Origin of the sequence: Mesorhizobium sangaii, from assembly GCF_014207355.1 — a bacterium.
Classification (GTDB): Bacteria; Pseudomonadota; Alphaproteobacteria; order Rhizobiales; family Rhizobiaceae; genus Mesorhizobium; species Mesorhizobium sangaii.
In genome coordinates, this window is sequence record NZ_JACHEF010000007.1 from 26,558 (window position 1) to 46,242 (window position 19,685).

Sequence of the window (19,685 nt, forward strand, 5' to 3'; positions counted from 1 at the left end):
GAAATGGTCACCAAGAGCAACCGTCCCACCGTCGCCGACATCCGCGCCATGAAGGGCCGCGGACAAAAGATTTCCATGCTCTACGTCACCTCTATCGAAGAGGCGGCGGCAGCGTATGCGGCCGGCGTCGACATGCTTTCGATCGAGGGCCGCTTCTTCTCGCCCGAGATGCGCGAGGCGGCCGGCCGCTGCTTCGTGCAGGTCGGGCTGCCCTACGGTCCTGCCGGCGATCTGGTCACCTCGCAGGATTATCTCAAAACTGCGTATCACTTCATGCGCATCGGCGGCGACTGTTTCTACTGCGCCGCCTCGCTCGATATCCAGAAGGCGCTCTGCGACAACGCCGTGCCGGTCGTCGCCCATGTCGGCCTGATCCCCTCCCAATGCACCTGGACCGGCGGCTTCAAGGCCGTCGGCAGGACCGCCGAGAGTGCGCGTGCGGTGTGGGATCACGTCAAGCGCCTGGAGGCCATCGGCTGCTTCGGCGCCGAGCTGGAGGTGGTGCCCGACCGGGTCGCCGAACTGATCACGAGGAATACGCCCCTGATCATGCTTGGCATGGGCGCCGGGCCGCATGCCGACGCGCAGTATCTTTTCAGCGAGGACGTGCTCGGCCATACCGTCGGCCACAGGCCGCGCCACGCCAAGACCTACCGCAACTTCGCCGCCGAGTATGAACGGCTGCAGCGCGAGCGCATCGCCGCCTATCGCGAGTTCATATCCGACGTGCAGACGGGCACCTATCCCGAGCCGCAGCACGTCGTCCCCGTCACCGACGAGGAGCTTTCTGCTTTCAAGGCGTCGCTGGGTCTCTAATGTTTTGCCTGGAAGCATTCAGCCTGTTCGACGCCGGGGCATGATCGGCCGCATTGCCTTCTGCAACCGCTCGCTGGATAGTCCCGGCAATGTTCGAGACTCTGGCGACTCACTGGCCCCAAATCCTTGCGATCATCTCGGTGGTGATGGCGACCGCCGGCATCATCCACGTCGTCATGACCAAGGAGGATGTCCGCGCCGCCACCGGCTGGGTCGGCGTCATGGTGCTGTCGCCCATCATCGGCGTGCTGATCTACGCCGTCGCCGGTATCAACCGCATCCGTCGCGCCTCGATCAGTGCCCAGCGCCCGCTTACCGGCGGCGCGGTGTCCGCCAAGCATGAGCGCGACGTTGCCGCCGAAGAGGCCCTGATCGTCGAGCGATACGGGCAGCGGTTCACCGGTCTGCGGACTCTGGGCGACAGGGTCGCGCGGCGCGCGCTCCTCCCTGGAAATGCAATCGATGTACTGGAGACAGGCGACGAGGCCTATGCCGCCATGTGCGCGGCGATCGACGGCGCCGCGCGCAGCGTCCTGCTCGAGACCTATATTTTCGACAATGATGCCGTCGGCCAGGTCTTCGTCGAGGCCCTCGCCGGCGCCGTCCGGCGCGGCGTCACGGTCCGCGTGCTGATCGATGCCGTCGGCGCCCGCTACTCCGTTCCCAGCATCCTGGGTCATCTGCGCAGCGCCGACATCCCCGCCGATGTCTTCAACGGCAACATCGTCATGGGCCTGCGCCTGCCCTACGCCAATCTCAGGACCCACAGGAAGATCCTGATCGTCGACGGTAAGGTCGCCTTCACCGGTGGCATGAACATCCGCAAGGGCTTCTCGGCCGAGTTCGCCGGTTCCAACAGCGCCAGGGACACGCATTTTCGGGTCACCGGTCCGGTCGTCGCCGATCTCTTCTCGGTCGCTGCCGAGGATTGGCGCTTCGCCACCGACGAGGCGCTGAAGGGCGATGCCTGGCGAATTGGGCCGCTGTCGCCGGCGCCCGGCCTGCCGATGCTGGTGCGAACGGTCGCGTCCGGCCCCGACGCCAGCATCGAGACCAACCACAAGCTGCTGATCGGCGCATTCTCCGTCGCCCGCAAATCGATCCGCCTGATGTCGCCCTATTTCCTGCCGGACCGTGAACTGATCAGCGCCTTGACCACCGCTGCAAGGCGCGGCGTCGAAATCGACATCGTGGTGCCGGCGGTGAACAATCTTTTCCTTGTCGACCGCGCTATGACGGCGCAGTTCGATCAGCTGCTGAAGAACTATTGCCGTGTCTGGCGCACGGAGGGACCGTTCGATCATTCGAAGCTGCTTTCGATCGACGGCGTGTGGGCCTATGTCGGCTCTTCCAACCTTGACGCCCGGTCGCTGCGGCTGAATTTCGAGATCGACCTCGAGGTCCTCGACGCCGGCTTTGCCAGCGAGATCCAGGCGCGGATCGGATCGGCGCTCGCCACCGCAGTGCCGGTGACGCTCGACGCCTTGCGGGCCCGACCCTTCCTTATCAGGCTGTTCGACCGGGTATTGTGGCTCGGTTCGCCCTATCTCTAGCCCAGGTTGGCGCGTGTGAAGCCTGCCTGTCATGGAATATATGCCGACGGCGCCTATTTTGACTGTAGCCCGGTTCCGAATTGAAGCCAGCGAGGACGAGCAGCACAGATATGCACAGAACTGGACGCAGCCTTCCGGCAAGCATGCTTCTATCCATTCGCGACCGCAGGATGCAGAAGGCAAACGCCGGTGCGCCCAAGCGAACAGGCACAACTGGAACGCTGGTTGCCTCCTACAACGTCCACAAATGCATCGGCCTCGACAGGAAGTTCGATCCCGAGCGGACCAGCCGCGTCATCCGCGAAATCGATCCTGACGTGATTGCGCTGCAGGAAGCCGACAACCGCTTCGGCGACCGTGACGGGCTTCTCGACCTGTCTCGCCTGGAGCATGAAACCGGCCTCGTGCCGGTGCCCATTGCAGCCAATGGCAAGGGACATGGCTGGCACGGCAATGTCCTGCTGTTCAAGAAGGGCGTCGTCCGCGACGTGCATCAGATCAGGCTGCCGGGGCTGGAGCCGCGCGGCGCCGTGGTGGCGGAAATCGATCTTGACGGAAACCGGACCCTGCGCGTCATCGCCGCCCATCTCGGTTTGCTGCGCCGCTCCCGCTCGCAGCAGGCCCGCGTCGTGCTGGATATCATGAACAGCCCCGATGCCACGCCGACGCTCCTGCTCGGTGATCTCAACGAATGGCGGCTCGGCAACCGCTCCGCGCTGAACACGCTGCATGTCACCTTTGGCCCGCTGCCGCCGGCAGTGCCGACCTTCCCGTCAAACCTGCCGCTGCTGGCGCTAGACCGCATCATGGCCAACCGGCACGGCATGATCTCGGCCGTGGAGGCGCATGACACGCCGCTTTCGCGGGTGGCGTCCGACCACCTGCCGTTGACGGCATTTGTGCGCCTGTAAGGCAAATTGTCCGCCGATGACGGCCAACCTGGCGTCCGCGGCTATGAAAAGCGATATTGGAACGCTAAGCCTTCCCGCGAGTTCATATGATTGAACCCTAGGAGGACGAGACATGAAAAACCTATTCCTGGCTTCGGTGATGGCATTGGCCGCAACGGTCGCCGTCATTGCGCCAACGCAAGCAGCAAGCTTGATTATCCAGTCCGACGACAATCAGTATTCGCCGGACGAGTCCGATAACGGTGGCCAGATCATCATCCGCCGCCATCATGACCGGAATTACAATGACAACCAATATGGCGACGATCAGAACGACGGCGTGCAGTTTGGCGAGTATCGCCGTCACCACCGGCCCTATTACGACAACCAGTATGGTGACGACAGCGTACAGTTCGGTGATTACCAAGGTGGCGAATATCGCCGCCACCACCGGCATCACCGCTGCCATATCGAACTGGTCAAGACCTGGCGCCACCACCACAGGGTGATCGAGGAAGTCCGCGTCTGCGGCTGATCTCGCCCGGAACAACCGGTCGGCGCAAGCCGGCCGGTTTCGTTTTTGCCTCATCAATTGATGAGTAGCTTGCGAACTAACGCCATTCGAAGTCGGTGATCTGCGACGCCGGAGGCAAGCCGGCGCCCGCTCGGCCTCCAAATCACTGGCTAGGCAGCTCGCCGACGAGCGGCATCCACTCCAACGCCATCTGCCCCGTGCCTGCCGGCACGACGCGACAGCAGAAACCGAGGCGAATGACCGCCGGCAAGGCCGGTCAAACCTGTCCAACTGTTAATTCGACTTGGGTCGGTTTCGGCCATATTGGTTGATGGGGGTGAAAGAGCCGCCATGGACCAGCAGTTGGAAATACCCCTGCAGACGCCCCTGCAAACGAATGTCGCGCAACGCCGTTCGCGCGGCTGGATTCCCTGGCTGATCTTCCTCGCCGTCGTTGCCGGCACCGGCGCGTACCTCTACCAGCGCCCGCAGGTCACCGCCAGGCAGCCGGGCAACAGGAGGGGGGCACAGCCGATGTCGATCGGCGCCGCCACCATCGAGAAGGGCACGATAGACGTCACCCTCAACGCGCTTGGCACGGTGACCTCGCTCTCCACCGTCACGGTCAAGCCGCAGGTCACCGGCCCGCTTGTCCAAGTGAACTTCAAGGAGGGTCAGGACGTCGCAAAGGGCGACCTGTTGGCTGAGGTCGATCCCCGTCCCTACCAGGCAGCACTCGCCCAGGCCCAGGGCCAGCTGGCGCGCGACCAGGCGATGCTGAAGGACGCCCAGCTCGACCTTGCGCGCGACAAGACACTGGTGACCCAGGGCGCGGCGACGCATCAAACGCTCGACGCGCAGGTCGCCCTGGTCGCGCAGGACGCGGGCTCCATCCAGGTCGACCAGGCTTTGGTTCAGACCGCCACCCTCAATCTCGACAATTGCCGCATCCTGGCGCCGGTCGACGGCCGCGCCGGCTTGCGCCAGGTGGATGAGGGCAACTACGTGACGCCGGGCGATGCCAACGGCATTGTCGTCATCACAAGGCTGCAGCCGATCAGCGTCCTTTTCACCGTGCCCGAGGACGACTTGCCGGAGATCGCGCAGCGCATGCAGCAGGGCGCCACGCTGCCCACCACCGCCTTCGACCGCGCCGGCAACAAGAAGCTCGCCAACGGCCAGCTTGAAACCTTCGACAGCCAGATCGACCCGAGCACCGGCACCATCAAGCTGAGGGCGGGCTTCGCCAACGAAACGCGCATTCTCTATCCGAACCAGTTCGTCAACATCGAGCTGCTGGTGGACGAGCACAAGGACGTGGCGATCGCCCCGATCGCCTCGATACAGCGCGGCCAGCCTGGCACCTTCGTCTATCTGGTCAATCCCGACAGCACCGTCTCCGTGCGCAAGGTCACGCTTGGCGTCACCAATGGCGAGCACGTCGAGATCCTGTCGGGGCTGAACCCCGGCGACCGCATCGTCGTCGACGGCGCCGACAAGCTTCGCGACGGAGCCCATGTCAACCTGCAACAGGACGGCCAGACACAGGCTCCGGCACAGGCACCCGCGCAGGCCTCAACGCCTGCACCGGCAGGGACAGCGCCTCAACCACAGGCGCAGCCACCCGATCAGCCGGCATCCGAGACGCCGAAGCCGGACGACACCGGCAGGCACAAGGGCCAGGGCCGCAAGCATCGTCACGCGGAGTCCGGGCAGCAGCAATGAGCCCATCGCGAGCCTTCATTCTGCGGCCGGTGGCGACATCGCTGTTCATGGTCGCCATCATGCTGTCCGGCCTGCTGGCTTACCGCTATCTGCCGGTCTCGGCGCTGCCCGAGGTCGACTATCCGACCATCCAGGTGCAGACCTTCTATCCGGGAGCAAGCCCGGACGTCATGACGTCCTCGGTCACCGCGCCGCTGGAAGTCCAGCTCGGGCAGATCGCCAACCTGAACCAGATGAATTCGGTCAGTTCGGCCGGCTCCTCGGTCATCACGCTGCAGTTCAGCCTGGCGATCTCGCTCGATGTCGCCGAGCAGGAGGTGCAGGCGGCCATCAACGCCGCCGGCAATCTGCTGCCGGCCGATCTGCCGGCGCCGCCGATCTACGCCAAGGTCAATCCGGCCGATGCACCGGTGCTGACGCTCGGCCTGACATCGGACACGATGCCGCTGCGCGATGTGCAGCAGCTTGCCGACACAAGGCTGGCGCAGAAGATCTCGCAACTGTCGGGCGTCGGCCTGGTCAGCCTCAGCGGCGGCCAGCGCCCGGCCGTGCGCGTCCAGGCCGATCCGCGCAAGCTCGCCGCCTATGGCCTCAATCTCGACGATCTGCGCACCACACTGGGCAGCGCCAACGTCAACACGCCGAAAGGCAATTTCGACGGGCCGTCGCGGGCCTACACAATCAACGCCAACGACCAGCTGAAAAGCGCCGAGGAATACCGCTCGCTGATCGTCGCCTACAAGGACGGCGCCCCGGTGCGGCTGAGCGATGTGGCAACGGTGGTCGACGCCACCGAGAACAACAGGCTGGCGGCCTGGATGAACAGCACGCCAGCGATCATCGTCAACATCCAGCGCCAGCCCGGCGCCAACGTCATCGAGGTGGTCGACCGCATCAAGGCGCTGTTGCCGCAATTGCAGGCGTCGCTGCCAAGCACCGTCGACGTCAAGGTGCTGACCGACCGCACCACCACCATCCGCGCGTCCGTGCGCGACGTCGAATACGAGCTGACGCTCGCCGTCATCCTCGTCGTGCTGGTCATTTTCGTCTTCCTGCGCAGCGCCCGTGCGACGCTCATTCCGAGCCTCTCGGTGCCCTTGTCGCTGGTTGGCACGCTGGGGTTCATGTACCTGTTCGGCTTCAGCCTCGACAATCTTTCGCTGATGGCGCTCACCATCGCCACCGGCTTCGTCGTCGACGACGCCATCGTCGTCATCGAGAACATCGCGCGCTATGTCGAGGAGGGTGCGACGCCGCTGCAGGCGGCGCTGAAGGGATCGCGGCAGATCGGCTTCACCATCATATCTCTGACCGTCTCGCTGATCGCCGTGCTGATCCCGCTGCTGTTCATGGGCGATGTCGTCGGCAGGCTGTTCCGCGAATTTTCCATCACGCTCGCCACCACCATCCTGATTTCCGCCGTGGTGTCGCTGACGCTGGTGCCGATGGCCTGCGCCAAGCTGCTCAAGCCATTGTCGGCGGTGCGCGAGAACGCCCTGCAGCGCGCCAGCCGCGACTTCTTCGACTGGGTGATCAAGGGCTACGGCCGCGCGCTGACCTGGGTGCTCGACCGGCAGACGCTGATGCTTTTGGTCGCGGCGGCCACCCTGGTGCTGACGGCAGCACTCTACGTGGTCATCCCCAAGGGTTTCTTCCCGGTGCAGGATACCGGCGTCATCCAGGCCATCACCGAGGCACCGCAATCGGTGTCCTACGCCTCGATGGCCGAGCGGCAGCAAGAGCTGGCGGCCATCATCCTGAAAGACCCCGATGTCGACAGCCTGTCGTCCTTCATCGGCGTCGACGGCACCAACACCACCCTCAATGTCGGCCGCATCCTGATCAACCTCAAGCCGCATGAAAAGCGCACCGCCGATATCACGCAAGTCATAGCAAGGCTGAAGCAGGCGACCGCCGCCACGGCCGGCGTCACCCTCTACATGCAGCCGGTGCAGGACCTGACCATCGACGGCACGGTCAGCCGTACGCAGTATCAATTCGTGCTGCAGGACGCCAATCCCGACGAGCTGACGCTATGGACGCCGAAGCTGCTGGCCAGGTTGAACACGCTGCCTGAGATCGCAGACGTCGCCAGCGACCTGTCGGATGCCGGGCTCGCCGTCTTCGTGGACATCGACCGCGACCAAGCGGCGCGCTTCGGCATCACGCCGGCGACGATCGACAACGCGCTCTACGACGCCTTCGGCCAGCGCATCGTCTCGACCATCTTCACCACATCCAGCCAGTACCGGGTCATTCTCGAAGCAGATCCCTCCTTGCAGGATTCGCTCAACGCGCTGTCGTCGGTCTACCTGCCGTCGTCGAGCGGCGGCAGTCCGGTGCCGCTGGCCGTGGTCGCCAGCACTCACGTCGCCACCGCACCGCTGCAGATCACCCATATGGGGCAATTCCCCGCCACCACAGTCTCGTTCAACCTGGCGCCCGGCGTGTCGCTTGGCGAAGCGGTCACCGCGATCCAGCAGGCACAAAGCGAGATCGGCATGCCGCTCAGCGTCATTACCAATTTCCAGGGAGCGGCGCGCGCGTTCCAGGCTTCGCTCGACAACACGCTGTTCCTGATCCTGGCGGCGGTGATCACCGTCTACATCGTGCTCGGCGTGCTCTATGAGAGCTTCATCCATCCGATCACCATCTTGTCGACACTGCCTTCGGCCGGCATCGGCGCGCTGCTGGCGTTGATGATCGCCGGCGAGGACCTGACCATCATCTCGATCATCGGCATCATCCTCTTGATCGGCGTCGTCAAGAAGAATGCCATCATGATGATCGACTTCGCGCTCGACGCGCAGCGCAACGAAGGCAAGGCGCCGCGCGAAGCCATCTACCAGGCCTGCCTGCTGCGTTTCCGCCCGATCCTGATGACGACGCTGGCGGCGATGCTTGGGGCGCTGCCGCTGATGCTCGGTACCGGCGTCGGCTCGGAACTGCGTCATCCGCTGGGCGTCACCATCGTCGGCGGCCTGCTCGTCAGCCAGTTGCTGACGCTGTTCACGACGCCGGTTATCTATCTCTGGTTCGATCGCCTTTCCGCCCGGCTGCAAGGCGTCCAGCCCGACCTTCCGCCTGCGTATGGTGCGGACGCCGCGCCATGAACCTGTCGGTTCCCTTCATCCGGCGTCCGGTCGCAACGACCTTGCTGACCTTCGGCCTGCTGGCGGCCGGACTCGTGGCTTTTCCGCAATTGCCGGTGGCGCCGCTGCCCGAGGTCGACTACCCCGTGATCTCGGTGCGGGCATCGCTGCCGGGCGCCAGTCCGCAGGTCGTGGCAAACACGGTCGCCAGCCCGCTCGAACGGCATCTCGGCGAGATCGCCGATGTCAACGAAATGACGTCGTCGAGCAGCGTCGGCAGCGCGAGCGTCACGTTGCAGTTCGGCCTCGATCGCGACATCGACGGCGCCGCGCGCGATGTCCAAGCTGCCATAAATGCGGCGCGCGCCGACCTACCGTCCAGCCTGCATTCCAACCCCACCTATCGCAAGGTCAATCCGGCCGACGCGCCGATCCTCATTCTCACCCTCACCTCCGACACTCTGTCCAAGGGGCAGCTCTACGATGCCGCCAGCACCGTGCTGGTGCAGAAACTCTCGCAGGTCGATGGTGTTGGCGAGGTGTCGGTAGGCGGCAGTTCGCTGCCGGCGGTGCGCGTCGAGCTCAATCCGCAGGCGCTCTACAATTACGGCATCGGGCTGGAGGATGTGCGCGCGGCCCTCGCCTCGGCCAACGCCCACAGCCCCAAGGGCGCCATCGACGTCGGCCCGCAGCGCTATCAGATCTACGCCAACGACCAGGCCAACCATGCGGACGCTTATCGCTCGCTGGTGGTGGCCTATCGCAACGGCGCCCCGGTGCGGCTTTCAGACGTCGGCCAGGTCAACGACTCCGTCGAGAACATCCGCAATGCCGGTCTTGCCAACGGCAAGCCGGGGGTGTTGATCATCCTCAACCGCTCGCCCAACGCCAACATCATCGCAACGGTCGACCGCGTGAAGGCACTTATGCCGTCGCTGCGCGCCTCGATCTCGCCGGCCATCGATCTGTCGCTGGCGGTCGACCGCTCGACCACCATCCGGGCTTCGCTGAGGGAGGTCGCGCAGACGCTGATGATCGCCATCGGCCTGGTGATCCTGGTCGTCTTCGCCTTCCTGCGCGATCTGCGTTCGGCACTGGTGCCGATCGTAGCGGTGCCGGTGTCGCTGGTCGGCACGCTGGGCGCCATGTACCTGCTCGGCTTCAGCATCGACAATCTGTCGCTGATGGCGCTGACGGTGGCCACCGGCTTCGTCGTCGATGACGCCATTGTCGTGCTCGAGAACATCTCCCGCCACGCCGCTTCCGGCATGGGCCGCATAGAGGCGGCGATCAAGGGGGCGCAGGAAGTCGGCTTCACCGTTCTGTCGATGAGCCTTTCGCTGATTGCCGTCTTCATTCCCATCCTGCTGATGGGCGGCATCATCGGCCGGCTGTTTCGCGAGTTCGCAATCACGCTGTCGGCCGCGATCCTGGTCTCGCTCGCGATTTCGCTGACCACCACCCCGATGATGTGCTCGATCCTGCTGCGCGGCGAAAGGGATCGCACCCATGGCCGTGTCTACCGCTTCAGCGAGCGCGTCTTCGACGCCATGCTGAGCGGCTACCGCCGGTCGCTCTCCTGGGCGCTGGACCATCCGCTGCTGATCATGGCGGTACTTGCGGCAACGCTCTGCCTTAATGGCTATCTCTACATCACCATCCCCAAAGGGTTCTTTCCGCAGCAGGATACCGGCCGGCTTGTCGGCTCGATCCAGGCTGACCAGGCGACCTCCTTCCAGCTGATGTCGCAAAAACTCAGCCAGTTCGCCGGCATCGTCAGCAAGGACCCTGCCGTCGATGCCGCTGTCGGCTTCACCGGCGGCGGCCAGACCAATTCCGGCTCGATGTTCGTGTCGCTGAAGCCGCTGGCCGAACGCAAGGTTTCCGCCGACCAGGTGATCGCCCGGTTGCGGCGCGAACTTGCGGTGGTGCCGGGCGCCACCCTCTTCCTGCAGGCGGTGCAGGATATCCGCGTCGGCGGGCGTCAGTCGAACGCGCAGTACCAGTACACGCTGCAAGGCGACAGTTTCGACGAGCTCGCGCAATGGGCGCCAAAACTCGCGACGGCACTGCAGACCGAGCCGAAGCTGACCGACGTCAACAGCGACCAGCAGAACAAGGGCCTGGAGGCGGATATCGTCATCGATCGCGACACCGCGACGCGCCTCGGCATCACCGTCGGCCAGATCGACAACACGCTCTACGATGCCTTCGGACAGCGCCAGGTTTCCACCATCTATGTGGCGCGCAACCAGTACCACGTCATCATGGAGGTGGCGCCGCAATACTGGCAGAACCCCGAAGCGCTGAAACAGGTCTATGTCAGCACGTCGGGCGGATCGGTGCACGGTTCGCAGGCGAGCAATGCCGTTGCCGGCACATTCGCCGCGCCGGGGCAGTCCGGCAGCGCCGCGGCCGCAGCGACGGATGCCGCGCGCAACCAGGCGACCAATTCCATCACCAGCACCGGCAAGACTGCGGCATCGACCGGATCGGCCGTCAGCACCGGTGCCGAGACGATGGTGCCGTTGTCGTCGGTCGCGAGCTATGGCCCCGGCAGCACGCCGCTTTCGGTCAACCACCAGGGCCTGTTCGTCGCTACCACGCTGTCGTTCAATCTCGCGCCGGGCGTCGCGCTCAGCGACGGGGTCGCGGCCATCAACGCGGCGGCGGACCGCATCGGCATGCCGGCCACCATCCATGGCAGTTTCCAGGGCACGGCCCGGGTGTTCCAGGATTCGCTCTCAGACCAGCCGTTGCTCATCCTTGCCGCGCTCATCGCCGTCTATGTCGTGCTCGGCATCCTCTACGAGAGCTACGTCCATCCGCTGACCATTCTCTCCACGCTGCCCTCGGCCGGCGTCGGCGCGCTGCTGGCCCTGTCGGCCTTCGACATCGAATTCAGCATCATGGCGCTGATCGGCATCATCCTGTTGATCGGCATCGTCAAGAAGAATGCGATCATGATGATCGACTTCGCGCTGGCCGCCGAGCGCAACGAGAACAAGTCGGCGCATGATGCCATCTACGAGGCGTGCCTGCTGCGCTTTCGCCCGATCATGATGACGACCACGGCGGCACTGTTCGGCGCCGTGCCGCTGGCCATCGGCCTTGGCGAAGGCAGCGAACTACGCCAGTCGCTCGGCATCGCCATCGTCGGCGGCCTGGTGCTGAGCCAGATGCTGACCCTCTACACGACGCCGGTCATCTACATCTATGTCGACCGCTTCGGCCGCTGGTGCCAGAGGCTGCGGTCGCCGGCGTGGCGCCCTTGGCAGCCCGGTGCACAGCCGGGAGAATGAGAACCGGCCGACGCAGAGAGTCCCAAACTCCTCTCTGCGATCAACGGCCTGTAACTTGGCCCGCCTCGGCCCTGCTCACCATGCCTGTGGACCGGGGTGGAACGTCTGGACACAAGCGGCGAAGGCTGAAAAAGTGGTTACGTCGTCTGGGTTGCAGCGGCTCGCTCGGAACACAAGGAGGATTTCGCTGAATCTGGAAGACATTGCCGGCCATCCAGCCCTGCATCGCTATGTTCAGGCACAGTCGCTGGCGCTGATCCGCATCTATGAAGAGAGCCCGCGGCTGGCTTCCATTTTCGCCACGCAGCAGCGTTGGCTGATGGGCCATGTCGGGCTTGCCATGCATTTCAGGCGTGACCCGCACGACCGCAGCAAGGAGCTGACGGTGTCGCGTTTCATCGAGGTCGTGCACCAGCACGCGGTGGCCAGCCGCAACACCGCGGACGCTTTCATCAAGGAGATGCTGCACTACCACATCGCCGAATATGTGTCGGGCGGCGACGGGCGCACCCACCCCCTGCAGCCGACAGCGGCCACCGTGCAAACGTTTACCGGCTGGGTCCTTGCCCATCTGCAGACGCTGGATCAGCTCGACGGCGGGGATCGCCTGACGAGGTTCCTGGAGCGGCCCGAGATGGTTGCCAGGCTGCAACCTCTTGTGGCGGACGGCCTGCTTTCCTCCAAGCCGGTGCGCGAACCCAACCAAACCTTTTCCCTGTTCATCTGGCTCAACAATGGCGGCATCGTCATGGACTGGCTGATGTCCGGCATCGATCCCGATCATGCCGGCCTGGACCGGATTCCAACCAGCGTGGTTTCGATCGGCGAGTTCGCCAGATGGCTCAAGCTCTCGAGGACCCATCTTGCGCGCAAGCTGCGCGCGGCCGAGAGTCTCGGCAGCATCGGCTGGCTCGGCCCACGCGGCCATTCGGTGATGTGGGTGTCGAAGACGTTCTTCCAGGAGTACATGACCGTCCAGGCCGCCAAGCTGGCCATAGTCGATGCCGCTTTCAACACCTGTTTTCCGCCCTCCGAGGCCTGCCGACCCTTGCCGTGACCCAATGCATGTTGCCCAAAAGTGGCCCCGATTTTGGGACAACGACATGCATAAAATCAAAGACCTAAAGCGCGTCGCTTGAATCCGTTCAAACGCGGCGCGCTTTAGGCCTGGCTTGGGAAATCGTCGAGGACGCGGGTCATGCAGCAAACCCACGATGCTGTGAACCGGCATCGGCGGACTGCTTCTGGACACCGAAGCGGAAGGCTGAAAATGTGGTTTGGTCTTCGCAGCCGTCAGGCCGAATCGGAGCAGGGGGAGAATGGCACTGACCTCGGAGCTTATTGCCGGCCACCCGGCATTGTATCGCTGTGTCCGTGCCCAGGCGCAGGCGCTGATCCAGGCCTACGGAATGAGCCCTCGGCTCGCGTCGGTGTTCGCCACCCAGCAGCGTTGGCTGATGGCGCATATCGGCCTCGCCCTGCATTTCAGGCGGAAGCCCGATGACTACCGCAAGCAACTGACGGCGGCACGTTTCATCGACGTGATCCGCCAGAACGCCGTCGCCAGCCGCAACACTGCTGACGCCTTCATCAAAGAGATGCTGCATTACAATTTTGTCGAGCTTCTGCCGACGACGCAGGACGGCCGCATCCGCCCGATACAACCCACAGTAAACACGCTGGAGACGGTTGCCGGCTGGATGATGGCGCATCTGCACACGCTGGACAGCCTCGACGGCGCGAACCGTCTGGCGACGTTCCTCGAACGGCCCGACGCGCTCGCCAGGGTGCAGCCGCTGGTGGCCGACGGCCTGGTCTCCTCCAGCCCCGTCCGCGAGCCCAGGCAGACGTTTTCCCTGTTCACCTGGCTCAACAATGGCGGCGTCGTCATGGACTGGCTGATAGCGAGCGTCGATCCCGATCATGCCGGCCTTGATCAAATCCCGACCGGCATCGTCTCGATCGGCGATTTCGCCAAATGGCTCAAACTGTCGCGAACCCATTTGGGGCGTAAGCTCCGTGATGCCGAGGACCTCGGCAGCGTCGGCTGGCTCGGCCAACGCGGCAATTCGGTGATGTGGGTGTCGGCCAATTTCTACCGCGAATACATGACCGCCCAGGCCGTGAAGCTGGCCATCATCGATGCCGCCTTCGTCGAAGCCTTTGGCTCGCCAGCAAGCAGATGATCGGTGCGGCATCCCCCCTGCGGGGGATGCCATGTAGCCCGGCGGCCTTAGTCGATGTCGAACGAAACGCCTTGCGCAAGCGGCAACGCCTTGGAATAGTTCACCGTGTTGGTGGCACGCCGCATATAGGCCTTCCACGCATCGGAGCCGCTCTCGCGACCACCGCCGGTTTCCTTTTCGCCGCCGAAGGCACCGCCGATCTCGGCGCCCGAAGTGCCGATGTTGACATTGGCTATGCCGCAGTCCGAACCGTCGACACCGAGGAAGCGCTCGGATTCCTGCAGGTCGCGGGTGAAGATCGACGACGACAGGCCGGCGCCGACCGCGTTGTGCTCATCGAGCACGGCGTCGAAATCCGAATATTTCATCACATAGAGGATCGGCGCGAAGGTCTCTTCCGTCACCGGCGAAACCTGCTTCGGCATTTCGACCAGCGCCGGATGCACATAATAGGCATCCGGATGGCCGTTCTCGACCCGCGTGCCGCCGGTCACCTTGCCGCCATGCGAACCCGCCTCCTTCAGCGCCTTCTGCATGGCGTCGAACGCAGCCTTGTCGATCAGCGGTCCAACCAGTGAAGAGGTCTCCAGCGGATTGCCGACCGTCACGCTTTCGTAAGCCTTCTTGAGACGTGGAACCAGGGCGTCATAGACGCTGTCATGCACGAACAGGCGCCGCAGCGTCGTGCAGCGCTGTCCCGCCGTGCCCATCGCTCCAAAGGCAATCGCGCGCAGCGCCATGTCGAGATCGGCGGTCGGGCAAACGATGCCGGCATTGTTGCCGCCGAGTTCGAGCACCGCGCGGGCAAAGCGCTTGGCCAGGCGCGGGCCAACGTCGCGGCCCATGCGCGTCGAGCCGGTAGCCGATACCAGCGGCACCTTGGGATGATCGACCAGAATCTCGCCGACGGCGCGGTCACCGATCAGCACCGGCGCAAGACCCTGTGGCGCGTCGGTGCCGAAACGCTTTACCGCGCGGGCAAAGATCGCTTCGCAGGCGAGTGCCGTCAGCGGTGTCTTTTCCGACGGCTTCCACACCACCGCGTCGCCGCAGACCAGCGCCAGGGCTGCGTTCCAAGACCACACCGCGACCGGGAAGTTGAAGGCGGAAATGACGCCGACGACGCCGAGCGGATGCCAGGTTTCCATCATGCGATGGCCCGGGCGCTCGGTTGCGATGGTCAGGCCGTACAATTGCCGGGACAGACCGACGGCGAAATCGCAGATGTCGATCATCTCCTGCACTTCGCCAAGCCCCTCGGACGGGATCTTGCCGACCTCGATCGAGACCAGCCGGCCAAGCTCGGCCTTGTGCGTGCGCAACTCCTCGCCGAGCAGCCGCACCAGTTCGCCGCGCCGCGGGCCCGGCACCATGCGCCACGCCTGGAACGCCTTGTGCGCGGCATCGATGGTCTTGGCCGCGTCGGCCGGCGAGATCGTCTTCAGCGCCGCGATCTGCTCACCCGTCACCGGGCTGCGCACAATCAGGTCGCCGCCGGCAAGCGCGTCCTTGGCCACACCCAGTTGCGCCAGAAGCTCGGCCGTTTCCTTCGCTATGGTCATTTTTGTCCCTTTCAGATCCCGTCGCCATCATATGGCGCCGGGTCAAGCCTTGCGCCATGTCGCCCGCGTGCCGAAAGGCACCCCAGGCACTGTCATGGCGTGGCATTACTCGTTTCAGGGGAAAATCACCACCCCGGCATGGTCCAAGCCGAGCGCAGACCCGTTGAACCAGACCGCGAGTCAATCATTTCGCCGTGCGCGCAGGTCCTCGTGCGGCACCGTCTTTCATCAGGCGGTCGATATGCATGCGGATATGGGCCGCTTCCGCGGCCGTGTTGGCAAGCGCGATGGCGCGGTCGAAGGCGACACGCGCCTCTTCGCCCCGGTCAAGCTGCATCAAAAGGCCACCCTTGAGGCCGAAGAAGTGGAAATAGCCGGAAAGCCTCTGTTCGAGCGGCTCGATCATGGCAAGCGCCTCTGCCGGTCCACGCACCTTTGAGACCGCGACCGCGCGGTTGAGCGTGATTACCGGAGACGGCTGCATCTGTTCGAGCAGGCTGTAGAGCAGGTCGATCTCCACCCAGTCGGTATCCTCCGCCTTCTCGGCCCGCGCATGCAGCGCGGCAATCGCCGCTTGCACCTGGTAGGGGCCGGGTTGGCGATGGCGCAGCGCCTTGTCGACCAGCGCCAGGCCTTCGTCGATCATCTTGCGGCTCCACAGGCTGCGATCCTGGTCCTCGAGCAGCACGATCTCGCCGTCTTCATCGAAACGGGCCGGCGCGCGTGCATGCTGCAGCAGCAACAGCGCCGTCAGCCCCATGATCTCCGGCTCGGTCCGGAACAACCTGAGCAAAAGCCGCGCCAGCCGGATCGCCTCCTCGCACAGCGGTGCGCGGGCCGGCGCCTCGCCGCTGTTGGTCGAGTAGCCCTCGTTGAAGATCAGGTAGACCATGGCGGCGACAGCGGCGAGCCGTTCCGAGCGCTCGACCGCGCCCGGCGTTTCGAACGGCACGCCGGCGTCCGCAATGCGCGCCTTGGCGCGGGTGATGCGCTGTTCCATGGCGCTTTCGCCGACCAGGAAGGCGCGCGCGATCTGCTTGACGGTGATGCCCGAGACGATGCGCAGCGCCACCGCGATCTGCTGCGTCGGCGACAGATCGGGATGACAACAGATGAACAGCAGCCGCAAGATGTCGTCGCGATAATGCGCGCCGTCCAGCCGCTCGGCCATATCGCTCTCGGCATCTTCCAGGTCGGAGATCTGGTCTTCCTCCGGCATCGGCGCCTGCTTGGCACGCTTGCGCACCGCATCGATGCCGCTGTTGCGGCCGACAAAGATCAGCCAGGCCGCCGGGTCACGCGGCGGCCCGTTCTGCGGCCAGTTCTTCAAGGCTCTGAGGCACGCATCCTGGAAAGCTTCCTCCGCCGTATCGAGATCGCGGAAATAACGCAGCAGCGCGCCCATCGCCTGCGGACGGGCGGTGTTGATTGTCGAGCTTATCCAGGCGAGCTCGGTCATGCGGGAATCTTGTTGGCTTGAAACATCTGAACCGGCCGGATCTCGTAGGAGCCGCCGCTCGGGTTGACGTCGGACAGTTCGCGGGCGAACTCGACAGCCTCGTCGAGATCCGCGCATTCCAGCGTGTAGAAGCCGAGGAACTGCTCCTTGGTCTCGGCGAAAGGTCCGTCGATGACGACGGCTTCGCCCTTGACCTTTCTCAGCGTCGTTGCCGCCGTGGTTGGCAACAGCCGCGCCACCGGGCCAAGTCGTCCGGCCTGGACGTACTTTTCCTGGACGTTGAGAAGCTTGCCTATGACTTCATCGTCCTGCGCCTTGCTCCACGAGCTGACGACGTCTTCGGAAGCATAGCAGAGGATTGCGTAGAGCATGGTTGGTCCTTTTCTCTGTCAAAGGACGAAACACTAGGACCGATCCCGACACGACGTCGATAAAAAAATCTGGGCGCTGCGCGTTTGGCAACCGCCCTTGCCGCCAGTCAGCTTTCGCGCACCTTCAGCCATCTCAGCACGAGAGCTTCCTCACCATCGAGGCCCTCTATCGAGCGCTTGCGCTTGTTGGCTTGCGCCATTTCGTCGAGCAATCGCCCCTTCGACCAGGCCTCGAACACCTGCGGGTGGATATAGCATTTGCGGCAGACGGCACGTGTGTTGCCCAGCCGCTCGGCGACCTTGTCGATGACGCTGTTCATCACCCGCTTTTGCAGCGCCTGGCTTTCCGGCAATTCCACCTGCGCAAACAGTGACGCGGCGTGGATGGTGCCGCCCCAGGTGCGGAAGTGCTTGGAGCTGAACGCATCGCCAGCGGCCTCCCTGATATAGCAGTTGACGTCCTCGGAACGGACCGGCCGCCTGTTGCCGTCTTCATCGAGATACTGGAACAGTTTCTGGCCCGGCAGGTCCTGTGCGCCGCGCACGATCCCGGCGATGCGGCGATCGACCAGCTTGAGTTTCCATTCCTTGCCGGACTTTCCCTTGAAGGCGAAGCGCAGGCTTGAACCGACGATGTCGACGTGGCGGTCGCGCAATGTGGTCAGCCCGAAACTCTTGTTGTCGCGCGCGTAGGCGGCGTTGCCGACGCGGATCATCGTGTTGTCGAGCAGCCAGACGACGGCGGCGACGACACGCTCGAGCGGCAGGCCGCGACGGCGCAGATCGCTGTCGATCCGGCGCCGCAAGGCCGGCAGGCTTTCGGCAAAGGCGACAAGGCTCGAATATTTTGCGCCGTCGCGTTCTTCGGCCCATTGCGGATGGTAGCGGTACTGCTTGCGTCCGCGCTGGTCCCTGCCGGTCGCCTGGATATGGCCGTCGGCGTCTGGCGAAATCCACACATCCGCCCAGGCCGGCGGAATGACGATCGCCTCGATGCGTGCCCGCGTGGCATCGGAAACAGGCCGCCCGTTCGGTTCCTTGTAGGAAAACCCCTTGGCTGACTTCAGCCGCCTTATGCCGGGCTCGGCATCGCTGACATAGGTAAGCGATGCATGATCGGCCGAAGTTTGCGCCTCGTTCTTCGGCGCCGCGTTCTTCGGCACAACATCCTCGTCAGCCGGCCGGCTGTGCGACAATCCGGATTTTTGCAGCATGTCTGCTCCACGCAAATATCCGTAGATAAGCTGCGGGCCGATTGCTGGTTCCACGCATCATCTGAAAAGCCGGCGACAGCACTGGCGCCGAGCCTGCTTTCAGGCTTTTTCGAGCACGACCGGAATGACGTCGACGGCCTGTTCGCCGACCTGTCCGCCGGTGGTCTTGAGCACACCGACGATCGGCGCCACGTCCGAATAGTCGCGGCCATGGCCGACGGTGATGTGGTCGTTGCTGGCGCGCATGCCGTTGGTCGGATCGAATTCCTGCCAGCCGGCGTCGCGCCCGCACCAGGCCTTGACCCAGGCATGCATGGCATCGGCGCCTTCCAGCCGAGGCTTGCCCTTCGGCGGGATGGTGCGCAGGAAGCCGCTGACATAGCCGGCCGGAATGCCGAGCCCGCGCAGGCCGGCGATCATGATGTGCGAAAAGTCCTGGCAGACGCCGCGCTTCAGCCTGAAGGCATCGCTGGCCCGGGTCCGCACCGTGGTCGCTTCGCCGTCATAGGTGAAATCGCGATGGATGCGATTGCACAGGTCCATCGCCGTGCCGGCGGCCGAGCTGCCGACGCTGCCTTGCGCATAGAGGGTGATCGCAGCATCGATGCCGGCATGGGTGCTGCCCGTCAGAAAATGATGCGGTGCATCAGGCGCCAGCGACCGCACCGCTGCGAGTTCCTGCCTGAGCCGGCCGATATCCGGTGACACGTCGAGCCCGGGCTCGGGCCGCGACACCGATACGCGTGCGCTCATCCTTATGTCGAGCGCGTCATGTGCGTCGCGAAAGGCGATCGAGGTGACGTTGTTGCCGAAGAAGTCGGAGAAATCCGAACGTTCGTTGGGCGCCGGCGCGAAGGACAATGACGCGGCGATGACACGCTGCACGCCGGGAATCGTCGATGGCAGCACGCGGATCTGGTGGCGGCCGCCGCCCGCCGCCGCGGCATAGTCGTAATGGAGATGGAGCCGGATATCGTAAAGCATGCGCTACTTTTCTTGTC

General features: G+C 64.3%; 14 protein-coding genes. 9 read left to right on the forward strand and 5 right to left on the reverse strand.

The genetic code is table 11. The features are described 5' to 3' along the window. The first annotated feature begins 3 nt into the window (after window positions 1–3). The 9 genes from HNQ71_RS27785 (at window position 4) to HNQ71_RS27825 (ending at window position 14,078) form a co-directional block, all read left to right on the forward strand. Window positions 4–816, forward strand: coding sequence for a 3-methyl-2-oxobutanoate hydroxymethyltransferase (locus HNQ71_RS27785; RefSeq protein ID WP_184876433.1), 813 nt, complete (start codon window positions 4–6; stop codon window positions 814–816). 89 nt (window positions 817–905) lie between these two features. Beyond that, window positions 906–2,369: a phospholipase D-like domain-containing protein gene (locus HNQ71_RS27790; RefSeq protein WP_184876435.1), complete on the forward strand. Its 1,464-nt coding sequence runs from the start codon at window positions 906–908 to the stop codon at window positions 2,367–2,369. Window positions 2,370–2,479: 110 nt separating this feature from the next. Continuing rightward, the gene (locus HNQ71_RS27795) at window positions 2,480–3,280 is read left to right on the forward strand and encodes an endonuclease/exonuclease/phosphatase family protein (RefSeq protein ID WP_184876437.1); all 801 of its coding nucleotides are present in this window, start codon (window positions 2,480–2,482) and stop codon (window positions 3,278–3,280) included. Between the two features lie 112 nt (window positions 3,281–3,392). Beyond that, window positions 3,393–3,794: a hypothetical protein gene (locus HNQ71_RS27800; protein WP_184876439.1), complete on the forward strand. Its 402-nt coding sequence runs from the start codon at window positions 3,393–3,395 to the stop codon at window positions 3,792–3,794. 330 nt (window positions 3,795–4,124) lie between these two features. Next, window positions 4,125–5,498, forward strand: coding sequence for an efflux RND transporter periplasmic adaptor subunit (locus tag HNQ71_RS27805; RefSeq protein ID WP_184876441.1), 1,374 nt, complete (start codon window positions 4,125–4,127; stop codon window positions 5,496–5,498). Then, window positions 5,495–8,611 (forward strand): MdtB/MuxB family multidrug efflux RND transporter permease subunit, encoded by a 3,117-nt coding sequence (locus tag HNQ71_RS27810; RefSeq protein ID WP_184876442.1) that lies wholly within the window; start codon window positions 5,495–5,497, stop codon window positions 8,609–8,611. The genes HNQ71_RS27805 and HNQ71_RS27810 overlap by 4 nt, the downstream gene beginning before the upstream one ends. Then, the gene (locus HNQ71_RS27815; protein WP_184876444.1) at window positions 8,608–11,892 is read left to right on the forward strand and encodes an efflux RND transporter permease subunit; all 3,285 of its coding nucleotides are present in this window, start codon (window positions 8,608–8,610) and stop codon (window positions 11,890–11,892) included. Before HNQ71_RS27810 ends, HNQ71_RS27815 begins: the two co-directional genes overlap by 4 nt. Window positions 11,893–12,073: 181 nt before the next feature. Further along, window positions 12,074–12,949 carry a hypothetical protein gene (locus HNQ71_RS27820; protein ID WP_184877121.1) on the forward strand — a complete coding sequence of 292 codons (876 nt, stop codon included), beginning with the start codon at window positions 12,074–12,076 and terminating at the stop codon, window positions 12,947–12,949. A gap of 262 nt (window positions 12,950–13,211) precedes the next feature. Beyond that, the gene (locus HNQ71_RS27825; protein ID WP_184876446.1) at window positions 13,212–14,078 is read left to right on the forward strand and encodes a hypothetical protein; all 867 of its coding nucleotides are present in this window, start codon (window positions 13,212–13,214) and stop codon (window positions 14,076–14,078) included. A 47-nt stretch (window positions 14,079–14,125) separates the two neighbouring features. On the opposite strand, the gene amaB is transcribed toward HNQ71_RS27825, so the two are convergent. From amaB to HNQ71_RS27850, 5 genes are all read right to left on the reverse strand, one after another. Next, entirely contained in the window at window positions 14,126–15,640 is a 1,515-nt protein-coding gene (amaB, locus tag HNQ71_RS27830; protein WP_184876448.1) for an L-piperidine-6-carboxylate dehydrogenase, read from the reverse strand. A 184-nt stretch (window positions 15,641–15,824) separates the two neighbouring features. Next, window positions 15,825–17,099 carry an RNA polymerase sigma factor gene (locus HNQ71_RS27835; protein WP_184876450.1) on the reverse strand — a complete coding sequence of 425 codons (1,275 nt, stop codon included), beginning with the start codon at window positions 17,097–17,099 and terminating at the stop codon, window positions 15,825–15,827. Then, window positions 17,096–17,470: a YciI family protein gene (locus tag HNQ71_RS27840; protein ID WP_184876452.1), complete on the reverse strand. Its 375-nt coding sequence runs from the start codon at window positions 17,468–17,470 to the stop codon at window positions 17,096–17,098. Before HNQ71_RS27840 ends, HNQ71_RS27835 begins: the two co-directional genes overlap by 4 nt. A 107-nt stretch (window positions 17,471–17,577) precedes the next feature. Next, window positions 17,578–18,684: a DNA topoisomerase IB gene (locus tag HNQ71_RS27845; protein ID WP_184876454.1), complete on the reverse strand. Its 1,107-nt coding sequence runs from the start codon at window positions 18,682–18,684 to the stop codon at window positions 17,578–17,580. A gap of 99 nt (window positions 18,685–18,783) precedes the next feature. Further along, window positions 18,784–19,668, reverse strand: a complete 885-nt coding sequence (locus tag HNQ71_RS27850) for a transglutaminase family protein (RefSeq protein ID WP_184876456.1) — start codon at window positions 19,666–19,668, stop codon at window positions 18,784–18,786. Window positions 19,669–19,685: the final 17 nt, after the last annotated feature.

What these genes read in the sequence shown, in the direction of transcription:
- HNQ71_RS27835 (WP_184876450.1), bottom strand. Translation starts at nt 17,099, where the DNA reads ATGACCGAGCTCGCCTGGATAAGCTCGACAATCAACACCGCCCGTCCG.
- HNQ71_RS27805 (WP_184876441.1), top strand. Translation starts at nt 4,125, where the DNA reads ATGGACCAGCAGTTGGAAATACCCCTGCAGACGCCCCTGCAAACGAAT.
- HNQ71_RS27840 (WP_184876452.1), bottom strand. Translation starts at nt 17,470, where the DNA reads ATGCTCTACGCAATCCTCTGCTATGCTTCCGAAGACGTCGTCAGCTCG.
- HNQ71_RS27800 (WP_184876439.1), top strand. Translation starts at nt 3,393, where the DNA reads ATGAAAAACCTATTCCTGGCTTCGGTGATGGCATTGGCCGCAACGGTC.
- HNQ71_RS27785 (WP_184876433.1), top strand. Translation starts at nt 4, where the DNA reads ATGGTCACCAAGAGCAACCGTCCCACCGTCGCCGACATCCGCGCCATG.
- HNQ71_RS27850 (WP_184876456.1), bottom strand. Translation starts at nt 19,668, where the DNA reads ATGCTTTACGATATCCGGCTCCATCTCCATTACGACTATGCCGCGGCG.
- HNQ71_RS27825 (WP_184876446.1), top strand. Translation starts at nt 13,212, where the DNA reads ATGGCACTGACCTCGGAGCTTATTGCCGGCCACCCGGCATTGTATCGC.
- HNQ71_RS27815 (WP_184876444.1), top strand. Translation starts at nt 8,608, where the DNA reads ATGAACCTGTCGGTTCCCTTCATCCGGCGTCCGGTCGCAACGACCTTG.
- HNQ71_RS27845 (WP_184876454.1), bottom strand. Translation starts at nt 18,684, where the DNA reads ATGCTGCAAAAATCCGGATTGTCGCACAGCCGGCCGGCTGACGAGGAT.
- HNQ71_RS27795 (WP_184876437.1), top strand. Translation starts at nt 2,480, where the DNA reads ATGCACAGAACTGGACGCAGCCTTCCGGCAAGCATGCTTCTATCCATT.
- HNQ71_RS27810 (WP_184876442.1), top strand. Translation starts at nt 5,495, where the DNA reads ATGAGCCCATCGCGAGCCTTCATTCTGCGGCCGGTGGCGACATCGCTG.
- HNQ71_RS27790 (WP_184876435.1), top strand. Translation starts at nt 906, where the DNA reads ATGTTCGAGACTCTGGCGACTCACTGGCCCCAAATCCTTGCGATCATC.
- amaB (WP_184876448.1), bottom strand. Translation starts at nt 15,640, where the DNA reads ATGACCATAGCGAAGGAAACGGCCGAGCTTCTGGCGCAACTGGGTGTG.